12 protein-coding genes are annotated in these 13,150 nt (G+C 56.4%); 9 read left to right on the top strand and 3 right to left on the bottom strand.

The genetic code is table 11. The features are described 5' to 3' along the window. Nucleotides 1-159 precede the first annotated feature (159 nt). The 8 genes from msrA (at nucleotide 160) to VNZ60_RS21445 (ending at nucleotide 7,526) form a co-directional block, all read left to right on the top strand. Complete coding sequence (msrA, locus tag VNZ60_RS21410) at nucleotides 160-846, top strand: peptide-methionine (S)-S-oxide reductase MsrA (RefSeq protein WP_325663025.1); 687 nt, start codon at nucleotides 160-162, stop codon at nucleotides 844-846. Between the two features lie 99 nt (nucleotides 847-945). Further along, complete coding sequence (gene pssA, locus VNZ60_RS21415; RefSeq protein WP_325662789.1) at nucleotides 946-1,563, top strand: CDP-diacylglycerol--serine O-phosphatidyltransferase; 618 nt, start codon at nucleotides 946-948, stop codon at nucleotides 1,561-1,563. Nucleotides 1,564-1,680: 117 nt separating this feature from the next. Then, on the top strand, nucleotides 1,681-2,001 hold the full coding sequence (locus VNZ60_RS21420; protein WP_325662790.1) for a hypothetical protein: 321 nt from the start codon (nucleotides 1,681-1,683) through the stop codon (nucleotides 1,999-2,001). Between the two features lie 127 nt (nucleotides 2,002-2,128). Next, nucleotides 2,129-2,869 (top strand): trehalose-phosphatase, encoded by a 741-nt coding sequence (otsB, locus tag VNZ60_RS21425; protein ID WP_325662792.1) that lies wholly within the window; start codon nucleotides 2,129-2,131, stop codon nucleotides 2,867-2,869. 28 nt (nucleotides 2,870-2,897) lie between these two features. After that, nucleotides 2,898-4,742 carry a glycoside hydrolase family 15 protein gene (locus VNZ60_RS21430; RefSeq protein WP_325662794.1) on the top strand — a complete coding sequence of 615 codons (1,845 nt, stop codon included), beginning with the start codon at nucleotides 2,898-2,900 and terminating at the stop codon, nucleotides 4,740-4,742. A 64-nt stretch (nucleotides 4,743-4,806) separates the two neighbouring features. Further along, nucleotides 4,807-6,183, top strand: coding sequence for an alpha,alpha-trehalose-phosphate synthase (UDP-forming) (gene otsA / locus VNZ60_RS21435; RefSeq protein ID WP_325662796.1), 1,377 nt, complete (start codon nucleotides 4,807-4,809; stop codon nucleotides 6,181-6,183). A gap of 231 nt (nucleotides 6,184-6,414) precedes the next feature. Next, nucleotides 6,415-6,618: a cold-shock protein gene (locus tag VNZ60_RS21440; RefSeq protein WP_092357437.1), complete on the top strand. Its 204-nt coding sequence runs from the start codon at nucleotides 6,415-6,417 to the stop codon at nucleotides 6,616-6,618. A gap of 296 nt (nucleotides 6,619-6,914) precedes the next feature. Then, nucleotides 6,915-7,526 (top strand): LysE family translocator, encoded by a 612-nt coding sequence (locus VNZ60_RS21445; protein WP_325662799.1) that lies wholly within the window; start codon nucleotides 6,915-6,917, stop codon nucleotides 7,524-7,526. A gap of 71 nt (nucleotides 7,527-7,597) precedes the next feature. Here the strand turns inward: VNZ60_RS21445 and VNZ60_RS21450 are convergent, their stop codons facing one another. Then, the gene (locus tag VNZ60_RS21450; protein WP_325662801.1) at nucleotides 7,598-7,915 is read right to left on the bottom strand and encodes a DUF1488 family protein; all 318 of its coding nucleotides are present in this window, start codon (nucleotides 7,913-7,915) and stop codon (nucleotides 7,598-7,600) included. Nucleotides 7,916-8,150: 235 nt separating this feature from the next. Next, nucleotides 8,151-8,858, bottom strand: a complete 708-nt coding sequence (locus VNZ60_RS21455; RefSeq protein WP_325662803.1) for a hypothetical protein — start codon at nucleotides 8,856-8,858, stop codon at nucleotides 8,151-8,153. A 248-nt stretch (nucleotides 8,859-9,106) separates the two neighbouring features. Here VNZ60_RS21455 and VNZ60_RS21460 point away from each other — a divergent pair, with 248 nt between their 5' ends. Beyond that, complete coding sequence (locus tag VNZ60_RS21460; protein ID WP_325662804.1) at nucleotides 9,107-10,693, top strand: glycoside hydrolase family 28 protein; 1,587 nt, start codon at nucleotides 9,107-9,109, stop codon at nucleotides 10,691-10,693. A gap of 125 nt (nucleotides 10,694-10,818) precedes the next feature. Here VNZ60_RS21460 and VNZ60_RS21465 read toward each other — a convergent pair whose 3' ends face one another. After that, nucleotides 10,819-13,089, bottom strand: a complete 2,271-nt coding sequence (locus VNZ60_RS21465) for a TonB-dependent receptor (RefSeq protein ID WP_325662806.1) — start codon at nucleotides 13,087-13,089, stop codon at nucleotides 10,819-10,821. Nucleotides 13,090-13,150: the final 61 nt, after the last annotated feature.

The following is a 13,150-nucleotide window of genomic DNA, read 5'->3' on the forward strand; positions in this document are numbered from 1 at the left end:
CTAATGCAAGAACCAGACGCATCCTTTGTAAGGAAATCCAGACTTTGTCGACTAATCACCAGTTCTGCAAAACTTACCATATCGAAGAGGATGAGCATCATGGACAATTTATCAACTAAAGCGAAACCGCACTCAGCCGCCATACCTTGGGCCAAGGGCATGCTGACGGCGTGCGGGCTCGGGCTGATTCTGCTGCTTGGCCAGAATCTCGCGTTTTCATCGGAGACGGCAAAAATCGTCCCCCCGGCAGTGAGCGACGAGCAGGTGTCCGGCAGCGAGCACGCGGCGACAGCAGTCTTCGCAGGCGGTTGTTTCTGGGGTGTACAGGGTGTTTTTCAACACGTGCGCGGGGTAACTGACGTGGTATCCGGTTATGCCGGCGGCAGCCGCGATACGGCGCAGTACAATCGGGTCAGCGAGGGCGATACCGGACATGCAGAATCCGTGCAAATCACTTACGATCCCACGCAAATCACTTATGGCAAGCTGCTACAGATATTTTTCTCGGTGGCACATGATCCGACCGAACTGAATCGTCAGGGCCCGGACTCCGGCACCCAATACCGTTCGGCAGTTTTCCCCGCCAACGATATGCAACGCAAGATTGCACAGGCGTATATCGGGCAGATCGACAAAAGCAAAGTGTTCGGCGCAGCGCTGGCAACCCGTGTAGAAACCTTGCACGGCTTCTATCCTGCCGAAGCCTACCATCAGAATTTCTTGACGCGCAATCCAGGCTACCCTTACATCGTCATCAACGACCTGCCCAAAATCGATGATCTGAAGCGCCTGTTTCCAACCCTGTATCGGGCCCAGCCGGCGCTTACCAAGGTCGCATCCCGTTAGATCGAACACCGCGCTTTAGATTGGCGCGCCGTCTGTGATAAATTCGGTGTGGGCTTCAGTCGCCCCCACCTATTTTTTTATCACAGCCGGATTCAACTAATGACCAGACCCAAGCCTTTTTCGATGATCCGCGAATTCCACCTCGCCGATTGGTTCACGCTCAGCAATGCGTTTTGCGGCGTCGGCTCCTTGTTTTCCGTAATGACGTATCTGCAAACGCGCGAAGTGCTGCACATTCTTCTGGCATGCAGCTTGATTCCGGCAGCACTGGTGTTTGATGTACTCGATGGACGGATTGCACGCTGGCGCGCGCAAAGCTCGGCCATGGGGCGCGAACTGGATTCGCTGGCCGATATCATTTCCTTCGGCGTGGCGCCGGCGATCATTGCCTACGGCTGCGGCATGCAAGGGTTGGTGGACCGCATCATCCTGGTATTTTTTGTCGCTTGCGGCGTATCGCGCCTGGCGCGCTACAACGTCACCTCTGAAAAGCTTTCTGAAGGTGGCGAGAAAGTGAAATATTTTGAAGGCACGCCGATTCCAACTTCCATGCTATTGGTCATGGTGCTGGCCGCTGCCGCCTGGCACGACGCCTTGGGCGAACAACTGTGGCTAGGCGTAGTGTATGTCGCGGGTTTTCAGTTTCATCCCCTGGTATTGATGTTCGCCCTGTCCGGCGCCTTGATGGTGAGCCGGATCCGGATTCCGAAACTGTAAGATGCAAGCGCGGCAGCAGACACCACAGCAGCTGCCGCGCGATAAAACTGCCGGAGATCCCCACCGGCAGGCGCAATAGGTCTACACTCATAGTTAGCGCAACGCGGGAGTGACATCATGACCGACATTGATCCCAAGAGCAGTTTCCGGGGGCTGCCGTTGACCCCGGAGCAAGACGCAGAGGTGAGGCACTACATCACGGTAAAAAAACGCCATGGCGAACCGTGGGATACGCCGGAACTGAACGCCATGCTGAAAGACATGCTGGAACCGCCGAGCGACGACGATGAAGAAGAATTCGGCGCCAGCCTGGACCCGACCAAAGCCGTCGCCGAGCGAGCGGCCGCAAGCATCGAAGACATCATCGACCCCATCGAAGCCAGCGAGGAACGCAATGCGGCGATGGAATCCGAAGCAATGAAGGCGCAATCGCGCTAACCCCACGGCGGCGCATCGACCGCCGCCGCTCTGCATCCGGCCATTCTTGAATTTGGTTTCGATGACAAATTGATATTCGTCATTTTTGTCATGGGAACTAATCATCCATTAATCCGCCATACATAACATGCATCTACAAAATCATGACTACGACTTTGCCGCCGATGCCTTGTTTCTGGACTTCGACAATACGCTGGTCGATTTCGCTCCGCTACCGGAGAGCGTGGTGGTTCCGCCAGATTTAATTACAAGCTTGCAATACTTGCAACAAGCTGCCAGCGGTGCGCTGGCCATCGTCAGCGGCCGCCCGCTAACGCAGATCGACCATTTCCTCGCGCCGCTACGTTTGCCTGCGGCAGGTGTGCACGGCGCCGAGCGGCGCAGCGCCGACGGCCGCATGACGCAACTGCCGGTGCCCGATATCGAACGTTTGCTGATGTATCTGCAGCCGCTGGCGGCGCAGCATGCGGGCTTGCTGCTGGAAGTCAAACGCGGCGCCTTGGCCTTGCATTACCGGCGCGCTCCGCATCTGGAACAAATATGCGTACAAGCAATGAGCGAAGCCTTGGCCCACGAACCAGGATTTGCGCTACTGCGCGGCAGCATGGTGGTCGAAGCCAAGGCCGCCGATATCAGCAAAGGCGACGCAATTGCAGCATTCATGAACGAAGCGCCGTTTGCCGGCCGCCGGCCGCTATTCATCGGCGACGACATCACCGATGAAGCCGGTTTTGCCTGGGTCCAATCGCCGTCGGCAGGCGGCCTCGGCATCAAGGTGGGCCCCGGCCCCAGCCTGGCGCGCGCACGTATCGCCAACCCGGCTGCTGTGCGCAGCATGTTAGCGCAAGTGCTAGAACAACAGCGTTAGAGCAACAACCATAAACTCGAAGGAAATCATGACCAAGCCAACTACAGAAACGCTGGTCGCTGCCGCGGTGATTGAGAACGGCGCAATACCAACCACTTCCTCCCTCGACCTCGGAGTCGTCGGCAACTGCTCCCTTAACGCCTTGATAGATAAACTGGGGCGCGTGGTCTGGTGTTGCCTGCCCCGCTTTGACGGCGACCCGGTATTCAATGCCCTGCTCGACCCCACTGAAGACGGTAGTCTATGGAGTTTCCAGCTGGAGAATTTTTCGCATAGTGAGCAATGGTATGAACCAAACACGGCGGTGCTGCATACCCGCCTGTTCGACACCTCGGGGCAAGGCGTCGAGATTACCGATTTTGCACCGCGTTTTCCCAGCCGCGGCCGCTTCTTCCGCCCCTTGACCCTGGTGCGCCGCTTGCAAGCGCTGAGCGGCGCGCCACGTCTGCGCGTAATACTGCGCCCGCGTTTCGACTGGGGCCGCGAAATACCGGTGGTCACGCGCGGCAGCAATCATCTGCGCTATGTCGGTTCGGAACAGACCTTGCGCCTGAATACCGACGCACCTGTCAGTTATCTGCTGGCGGAAACCTCGTTTGTGATCAGCCGGCCATACAACTTCATCCTGGGGCCGGATGAAACCCTGAACAATGGCATCGGCGACACCGCCCGCACCTTTGAACAAGAAACCCTGACCTACTGGCGCAGCTGGAGCCGGGCTCTGGCGACGCCGCTGGAATGGCAAGCCCCTGTCATCCGTGCCGCGATCACATTGAAACTGTCGCTCTACGAAGACACCGGCGCGATCGTCGCCGCGATGACTACCAGCATACCGGAAGCGCCTGGCAGCGCGCGCAACTGGGACTATCGTTATTGCTGGTTGCGCGATTCGTTTTTTGTGGTGCGTGCGCTCAACAGTTTGTCCGAATTGGGCACCATGGAAGATTATCTGCGCTGGCTAGGCAATGTCGTCGTCAGGAGTGCCGGCGGCCATGTGCAACCTTTGTACGGCATCGGCCTGGAACAGGAGCTGCCGGAAATAACGCTCGGTCATTTGCCCGGCTATCGGCATCATGCGCCGGTGCGCGTCGGCAATCAGGCTTACGAACATTTCCAGCACGACGTCTACGGCAATATCGTGCTCGGTGCGGCACAATCGTTTCACGATGAACGCCTGTTGCATCGTTCGGGCGTCGAACAATTCCGGCATCTGGAGGCATGCGGCGAACGCGCCTTTGCGCTCTATGACCAGCCAGACGCCGGCATGTGGGAGTTACGCACCCGCTCGCGCATCCACACTTCATCGGCTCTGATGAGCTGGGCCGCCTGCGACCGCCTGGCCAAGATCGCCGCCAAACTGGAACTCGCGGAACGCGCCGCCTACTGGCAAGAACGCGCCGCAACCATCGCAGAACGGATCCTGAGCGAAGCCTGGAATGAAGAGCGCCAGGCCTATGCCGAGAGTTTCGGCGGCCGCGATCTCGACGCCAGCGTGCTGCTGATGGTGGAGGTAGGCCTGGTCGCGCCTACCGACAAACGCTTTATCGCCACCGTCGACGCCTTGGAAAAATATCTATGCGACGGCCCTTACATGCGGCGCTACGAAGCGCCCGACGATTTCGGCCGGCCCGAAACGGCATTCAATATCTGTACCTTCTGGCGCATCGACGCGCTGGCGCGCATAGGCCGCAAAGAACAAGCACGCGAAATTTTCGAAGCCATGCTGGCTACCCGCAATCATCTCGGCCTGCTGTCGGAAGATACCCATCCTGTCACCGGCGAGATGTGGGGCAACTTCCCTCAAACCTATTCCATGGTCGGCATCATCAACTGCGCCATGCGTTTGTCTGCGGCCTGGGAGAGTGCTATCTGAACACATCGGGCAAATACCAGCTTCCGTGCACTATCCGCATTCAAAACAAGAAAGGAAACTGTCCATGTCACGCCTAGTAGTAGTATCCAACCGACTCGCCGATCCGCGTAAGCCGGCAGCAGGAGGTCTAGCGGTGGCGTTGGGCGAAACCCTGAAGAAAACCGGCGGCCTCTGGCTCGGCTGGAGCGGCGCTGTGATCAAGGACGGCACACCCGGCGAAGGAGAATTACGTGTGCATCAAGCCGGGCCGGTGACACTGGCTGAAATAGATTTGTGCCAGCAAGATCACGATGCGTATTACCGTGGTTACGCCAACGGCGTGCTGTGGCCGATATTCCATTACCGGCTCGACCTGGCCAATCTGGAATCCGGTTATCTGGCCGGCTATCGGCGCGTCAACCACCTGTTTGCACGCAAGCTGATGCCGCTGCTTAAGCCAGACGATCTGATCTGGATTCACGACTATCACCTGATCCCGCTGGCGGCGGAATTGCGGGCCATGGGCTGCAGCAATCGGATTGGCTTCTTTTTGCATATCCCGCTGCCGCCACAACAGATCCTGGCCGCGATCCCATCGCACGAATGGCTGATGCGCGCCTTGTTTGCCTATGATCTGGTGGGCTTTCAAAGCGAGGCCGATTTGCTGAATTTTGCACATTATGTGAAAGCCGAAGCCACCGCGGAAACTGTCGGCGTCAGCCAGTTTCGCGCCTTCAACAGCACCGTGCAAGCCGGCGCGTTTCCGATCGGGATCGACGTTGACGATTTCCAGCGCCTGGGACGCGCACGCGAGTCGCGAGAAACGTATGAGACCACGTGCAGCGAATTTTCGCGACGGCGGCTGCTGATCGGCGTTGACCGCCTCGATTATTCGAAAGGATTGCCACAACGCATCCGGGCATTCGGCGAATTGCTCAATGCCTATCCGGAAAACCGCCATAGCGCGACCTTGCTGCAGATAGCAGCGCCTAGCCGCGAAGATGTCGACGCATATACCGACATCCAGCATGAACTGGAAAGCCTGTGCGGCGCCATCAATGGCAACTACGGCGATCTCGACTGGATGCCGATACGCTATATCCACCGCGCCGTTGCACGGCGCCGCCTGCCCGGTTTATACCGGGCTTGCGATGTGGCGCTGGTTACACCGCTGCGCGACGGCATGAACCTGGTCGCCAAGGAGTTCATCGCGGCACAGGATGAAGCCGATCCGGGAGTGCTGGTGTTGTCCCGTTTCGCCGGCGCTGCGGAACAGTTGAAAGATGCGCTGTTGGTCAATCCCTATGATATTCCCGGCACCGCGCAGGCAATTCAGCGCGCCCTGCAGATGCCGCTGGCCGAACGCCAGACGCGCCATGCCGAGCTATTGGCCAATGTTCGCAAGTACGATGTGCATTGGTGGTGCGGGCAGTTCTTGGAATCGTTGGCAAATCTTCGCTGATCAATAGAGGGATCGGAATGGTCGCGCTAAAATAATGTGGACATCGAACAGTTAGCCGCCTATATTTATTTCAACAACTTTCTTGGCTAAACCGGAAATTTAGGAGGATACTCATTGATGTTGTTAGCATGAAATATGACAACAGTGCTGACAACAGCGGCGTATGTAGGTATTGAGTGAAAAATCTCACTCCTGCTACTAATGTGATGTGTAATTATTTGAGAGATTACTATGGCAACGGGTACCGTTAAGTGGTTCAACGACTCCAAAGGCTTCGGCTTCATTACTCCGGACGATGGCGGCGAAGATTTGTTCGCTCACTTCTCCGCAATTCAGATGGATGGCTTCAAGACGCTCAAAGAAGGCCAAAAAGTGAAATTCGATGTTACGGACGGCCCCAAGGGCAAGCAGGCATCCAACATTCAAAATCCCTGAAAATCGATTACGAGTGGAACACCTCGCAAGCTTTTCTGTAGCTTGCGAATAAGAAGCCTGACGTCGAAAGATCCGCCGCAACAAGGCTGGGTGGGTTGGATTTTTCGCACCGATTTCGAAGGCATGCGGATCGCACCAATGGATCCAGGTATGGCATGCAGCAAACAAGATTGGAAGCCGCAATACGCTTCCACTGTTAGGCTTTTCGCCCATCGATTTGCACGCCACGGGATTTTCTCCTTCGGCTCCGGCACTTCCACTATCCAGCAAATTCAAACCTTTGAGGACGAGAGCCCATGACACTCGGATTCCTGCTGACCACCTTGATCATTGTCGCATCGCCTGGCACCGGGGTGATCTACACCTTGTCCGCCGGCCTTTCACGCGGAGCAAAAGCCAGCGTCCTGGCCGCATTCAGTTGTACGCTAGGGATTCTGCCGCACCTCGGCGCCGCCATGTTTGGATTAGCCGCGATTTTGCATGCTAGTGCGCTGGCCTTCAACGCCGTCAAATATGCGGGCATCGCCTATCTGCTGTTCATGGCCTGGAACTCCTTGCGGGAAAAAGGCGCATTGCACGTAGACAGTGCCGAAGACAAACGCTCCGATTTTCGCGTGATCGTCGATGGCGTCCTCATCAATATTCTCAATCCGAAGTTATCCATCTTCTTCGTCGCGTTTTTGCCACAGTTTGTCAGCCCTCAAGAAGTCCATCCGCTGCTGCGCATGCTGGAGTTGTCCAGTACGTTCATGCTGGCTACCTTCGTCATTTTTTCAAGCTATGGCGTGTTTGCCGCCGTCATGCGCGATCGCGTGATATCACGGCCTGGCGTCATGACCTGGATGCGCCGCAGTTTCGCTGCGGCGTTTGGCGCCCTGGCGGTTAAGCTGGCATTGACCGAAAGGTAGGAAACTCTTCACATGGCGCGGTCCCGACATGAGTCCGGCAGCATGCCAATTTGCTATAACAGGAAAACTGTCTAGTCGTTAAAATCTGCGGCCAACAAAGTTACGCCGTTGCGACGCCCTGTTGCTCTCAGCTTGTGGGCAAGTGCCATCTGAATCTCGAGCCTGTGACCACGATAAGTGGCAAGCAGGTCTTCCGGCTGCGGCCCGGCATAGAATTTATTGTCCAGACATTCTTTGCTGACATTGCATTTTGTCAGCTTGTTATCAATCACAACCGGGATGATGATGCTGTCGGAATTGGGATCGTGAACTATCGCACCGAGAAAGGAAATACGCATTTTCTTCTCTCCTGAAAATAGGTGGAAAACCAGCAACTCCCATTTCAGCATTGCTGTCGCGTTTGTCATAGAAGTCACTGACGCTTGCGATGGGATTGATAGATTGAGACATCACTCTCAATTCGCAAGTTCAAATTTCGAGGCACTTCATATTGACCAAATGCCGGAGAGTTACATATTAACCATCTATCAACACAGAAGCGTTTTGAGCGACGACTTTGAGCCGATCTGCAACACCGGAGAATATTGCAGATCGGACCACGTTGATTCCCAAACCCGGTACATCTTACTTGCGATCCGGCACACTCAATTCTCGCAGCACCCCGCCTTCAAGTACGCTGCCACTGGTCGTACCTTCACCATTTATACGACGCTGACACGCATCCCTGTCATCCACTGGCAAGGCATTGCATCTTAACAAGGCATTTTGCTGATCTGCCGTTTGATCGTCAGTCAGATGGCCCCTTCTGGACTCTTGCAAAGCCGCCCCAGCCTCTCTCAGGCAAGTCGCGCGAGGCTGATTCGACTGCCCGTTCATGCAGGCTGCCCGTTCTGCCTGATAACGTGCGTTCGCATCTTGCGAATTGTTGGCGGCCATCGCTGCCAACGAGGCACTTGATACGAACAGCACCAGCAACAGCCACATTGCCTTGCGATTGAAATACGTGGACGCTGAACTAAAAAGATTCCGGTTATTTGGCATGATAATCTCCAAACTAAAATTTGAATCTACCGGATGCACCAGCTGCCGTATGTGCGTTACCGAGCTTTGCGAATATTCATGAACGGCGCCGCCAGCGAGAATTTTTACCTCATTTGCCGCCATCTCCCTTGCTGAACTATTTATCGATCTCGCGGCGCATTTTGGCAACACTGCACTCATGGTCGGACTGTTGCGCCGGCCAGAAAAACTCAACGAATACCCACCAATGAAAATAAGGTAATTCCTGTTTTTATGTAAGGATTTCCTTGTTTCTTGATTCGAGAAATCCATGGTTATTTTCGATATTTTTGCAGGTAGAATAATTTACAGAAAGGAACAATCTTTCTCGCAAGATGCTGCAGCCGGATGCCGTCCTTGACGAGCCGAAGAGAGTTCTGTCGGCAAGCAAGGGCTTGAATATGCCATCGGCATTTCCGCAGGATGGGCTCTGGCGCAGGAGCCCGGACTGATACATCTTCCTATTCCAGCCATTCCAGGTCTGCAGTATCAAAATCCAATTCCCTTTACATGGAGCCCGTATGTTGTTGAGCCCGATCAGATTTTTCACAATACTAGCTGTCGCCGGATTGGCAAATGCGCATGCCGCCGGCACGCCCGTCAGTACGCAATGGGGGCAAGTCTCTGAGCCTGCATTTCCCGCCACTGTCTGCAGCACACTGGCAGCTACGCTGACGCCGGTCAACGGTTCGGTCGATTCGCTGGACGGCGATCCGTCCCGCTCGCAGCCCGATACGTCGCTTATCCAGGATAAAATCGACGCTTGCCCGGCCGGGCAGGCGGTCAGGCTGGTTGCCGGTTCGGCAGGACAAACTGCATTCCTGAGTGGTCCGTTAAATCTCAAGTCCGGCGTTACGCTATGGATCGATACCGGCGTCACGCTTTTTGCCTCGCGCAACCCGAAGGACTACGACAATGGCGTTGGCACCTGTGGTACGGCTACTAAATCCAGCATCAAATCGTGCAAGCCGCTGATCCTGGCGGACAAGACGGCGCAAAGTGGCGTCGTAGGCGGCGGCATCATCGACGGGCGCGGCGGCAGCGTAGTCACCAGCGGGGCAAACGCCAACATGCGTACATGGTGGGATGTAGCCTGGCAGAACCGCACTTCCGGCCTGAACCAGCAGAATCCGCGCATACTGCAGATTCAGAACGGCAGTAACTTTACGCTGCACGGCATCACGCTGCAGAACTCCCCCAATTTCCATATCTGGGCCTATGGTGTGACCGGATTGACAGCCTGGGGCATCAAGATACTGACGCCGAGTCTGGCCTATACCAAGAACGGCTACGTGTGCCCGGCCGGCACCACGCCTGATGTCGTCACGCCTGCCACCTGCTTCACGCCGGACACGGCTGTGAACACAGACGGTTTCGACACGGGCTACTCCAGCAAGGTGCTGCTCGCTTACTCCTACATCAGCGTGGGTGATGACCATGTGGCGATCAAGTCGAGCTCCGGTGCAGGAGCCCACAATCACACCTACGCGCATAACCACTTCTATTACGGACACGCGCTGTCCATCGGCAGCGAAACTAATGCAGGCGTGAGCAACATCGCGGTTACCGACCTGACGCTGGACGGTTTCAACAGCGGCACCAGCGGCGGTCTGCGCATCAAGTCGGACCAGTCGCGCGGGGGTGCAGTCTCAAACGTGAGCTATAGCCAGATCTGCATGCGCAACGTCAGCCAGCCGCTCACCTTTGATCCGTTCTATAGCAACTCGAAAGGAACCCTGTATCCGAGCTTCACCAACATCACGGTCCGGAATTTCCATGACCTGGGAAGCAGCAAGTATGCAGGAGGCAGACTGACCTTTTCGGGATACGCTATCAATGGTCAGAACAATCCCCTGACGATAACGCTGGACAATGTGGTCTTCGACGCTACGCAACCGACGTTTACCGCAGCCCACAACGGCGGACCGGTCACCCCCGCTGCCACCCACTTCACGCTGGGCCCAGGGCCGGTAAGTTTTGCATCGTCTATCGTCACGTCGTCCTCCAACGGCGTGACCGTCAGCGGCACGCCGGGCAGCGGCAGCGCGGTGAATTGCAGCTCCGCGTTCGTGCCATTCAAATCAGTCTTGCCAACGTCTCCGATCTGACGCTGAAGGGAAGTTCTAAAAGCTCCGTCGTCCCTGCGTTCGCGGGAATGACGGGGCCGACGAGGTGAGACCGCCGAGACGGGGCTCCTAGACGTAATGTTTTTTTCGAGCTTCCCTGAACAACACTAAAAGCGAGTAGTGAACTGCAGGCCGAAGATACGCGGATTGGTGTCGTTGACAAAGCCTGTCAGGTTATTGAAATCGAGGCCGCCGATCAACTGCACGCGATTGGTGATGTTACGGCCGAACAGCGCTAGTTCGTAACGCTCATGGTCCCACTTGTAACCGAGGCGCAGGCCGCCGGTCAGCAAAGGCTTGCCGACATATTCGGCGGAACGGTAAAGCGTGAAGTTGACCGCGCTGCGATATACCCAATCGGTGTAGGCGAAGAATTCACCGTTCTTGTATGGCAATCCGTAACGCAAAGTGAAGTTGGCGACCCAGCGTGGCGCTTGCGGCAGAGGATTACCGTCGATGCGCACCAAGGTGGCGCCGGCGGCATTCACGAAGGTCGGGTTCTGTATGGTACAGGCTGCACATGCGCCGACGGCAAGGTCCTTATCTTCGATCTTGGTGAAGTTATAGCTGCCGCCGAGCGTCATCAGCAAATTTTCCGTAAGGTAGGCTTCGAGGTCCAGTTCCGCACCCCGTCCCACGCTCTTCCTGGCATTGAGAAGAATGGTCGAGTTGGAACTGCCTCCCACGGCGCTCAGCTGTTGGTTCTTGACCTCGTAATTGTAGATGTCGAAGTTAAGGCGCGCGCGCCGGGAAAACAGGTCGGACTTGAATCCGACTTCGTATGACGTGACCGTTTCCGGATTGGCGACCGACATCGGATTGAAGGAGCCGGCCGGCTGGATGGTCGCGCCGCGGAAACCGGTGGCGATGCGGGAATAGAGATTGCTTGTCTCGCTCAGCTTGTAGACACCGCTCAGGTCCCAGTTGATTTTTGAAACGCTGGTCGAGGCGCTCAGCCCGTTCGATTTGTCAAGATCGGAGCCGCCGTCAGGCTTGTTGATGGCAGCCGTGTCCAGATCCTTCTTGTCGTGGGTATAGCGCAGGCCGGCGCGCAGGTCGATGCGATCGCTCAATGCATAGTTGAGCGAACCGAACACGGCCAAGGCATCGTTTTTCTGCTGCGACCTGACGTCGCCGGTCAGCACGCCGTTGGCCAGAGAGTTGTAGCTGTAGCTGTCGACATTATATTTCTCGTCGAAGAAAAAAAGGCCGGACTGCCAGCTCAGCTTCTGCCTGCGGTCCGACTCCAAACGGAATTCCTGAGTGAATTGATGATGGCCGGACGTGCCGTCGGCAGATTCGACCGGAAAAGGAATCAAGCCGGGACCGGACGGCGGTGCGAATACCGCGCCATAACCGCCATCGACGTCGCCGCGGCTGAACATGCGCACGGTCTCGTAGCCAGTGGTCGAATGCAAGGTGTAATCCCCCAGTTTCCATTGCAGACGCAAGCTGCCGCCGTAATTATCGAGATGCTGGCCGTTCTGGCCATCCGTCGCGATATTGTTTTTGTCGAAACCGGGAATCAGGTTATCCGTGCCCTTTTGAATGATATTTGCGCGGAACAGCGATGCGCTGCCGTTCATCGTGCGCTCATGCAGATTGGCCAGGGCGCTGAAATCGGCATTGGGCTTGTAGAGCAGCTGCAGCCTGGCCGCGTTGTCGTTGTAGCCGCCGTATTGATCGGTTTTTCCGGTATGGGAATTGCCGACCCAGTCGTCGCGATGCTGGTCGAGCACGGAAATACGCGCCGCCAGCTCGCCGTTGATGGGCAGGTTGATAGCGGCCTCCAGATTGGCCGTGTTGTAGGTGGCGTCGGAAACGTTGACGTATCCCTCCTGCTTGAAAGATGGCTTGACCGAATCGAACTTGACCACGCCGGCTGGCGTGTTGCGCCCGAATAGCGAGCCCTGCGGGCCGCGCAGCACTTCAATCCGATCCAGGTCGAACGCCGGAAAACCTTTAAGTACAGGGCTTTCGAGAACGATGTCGTCATACACCAGCGACACCGGCTGTGAAGCATTCTGATGGAAATCGACGTTGCCGTAGCCGCGAATATAAAACCGCGGAAATGCTCTTCCGAGAGAGGATTCGACATTCAGGCTCGGTACCCGGCCAGCCAGCATTTGCATATCCTGACCGCTGGAATTGAGTACATTGAGCGCTTCATCGCTGATGATCGATGCCGACACGGGGACATTCCTGAGGTTTTCCTCGCGACGCTCGGCGCTGACGGTCACCGATTGCAATTGTCCCGCAGCGGGCGCCTGAGCGGGCGCTGCCGGGTTGGTCTGGGCATAGACACCGATGCCCGGTGCGAACAATCCTGCCACCAGGCTGAGTTTGAGGGAAAAACGCTTTGCTGCAAGTTCTCGCATGATTGCTCCAGTTTCAGATTAAGGTTGTCCGGTCAACGCAACATCAAACAGCGCCCACGGT

Source organism: Collimonas sp. (assembly GCF_035566375.1).
GTDB lineage: Bacteria > Pseudomonadota > Gammaproteobacteria > Burkholderiales > Burkholderiaceae_D > Collimonas.

Coding starts and splice junctions, on each gene's coding strand:
- VNZ60_RS21460 (WP_325662804.1), top strand. CDS start 9,107: ATGTTGTTGAGCCCGATCAGATTTTTCACAATACTAGCTGTCGCCGGA.
- VNZ60_RS21465 (WP_325662806.1), bottom strand. CDS start 13,089: ATGCGAGAACTTGCAGCAAAGCGTTTTTCCCTCAAACTCAGCCTGGTG.
- pssA (WP_325662789.1), top strand. CDS start 946: ATGACCAGACCCAAGCCTTTTTCGATGATCCGCGAATTCCACCTCGCC.
- VNZ60_RS21455 (WP_325662803.1), bottom strand. CDS start 8,858: ATGGATTTCTCGAATCAAGAAACAAGGAAATCCTTACATAAAAACAGG.
- msrA (WP_325663025.1), top strand. CDS start 160: ATGCTGACGGCGTGCGGGCTCGGGCTGATTCTGCTGCTTGGCCAGAAT.
- VNZ60_RS21450 (WP_325662801.1), bottom strand. CDS start 7,915: ATGCTGAAATGGGAGTTGCTGGTTTTCCACCTATTTTCAGGAGAGAAG.
- otsB (WP_325662792.1), top strand. CDS start 2,129: ATGCATCTACAAAATCATGACTACGACTTTGCCGCCGATGCCTTGTTT.
- VNZ60_RS21445 (WP_325662799.1), top strand. CDS start 6,915: ATGACACTCGGATTCCTGCTGACCACCTTGATCATTGTCGCATCGCCT.
- VNZ60_RS21420 (WP_325662790.1), top strand. CDS start 1,681: ATGACCGACATTGATCCCAAGAGCAGTTTCCGGGGGCTGCCGTTGACC.
- otsA (WP_325662796.1), top strand. CDS start 4,807: ATGTCACGCCTAGTAGTAGTATCCAACCGACTCGCCGATCCGCGTAAG.
- VNZ60_RS21440 (WP_092357437.1), top strand. CDS start 6,415: ATGGCAACGGGTACCGTTAAGTGGTTCAACGACTCCAAAGGCTTCGGC.
- VNZ60_RS21430 (WP_325662794.1), top strand. CDS start 2,898: ATGACCAAGCCAACTACAGAAACGCTGGTCGCTGCCGCGGTGATTGAG.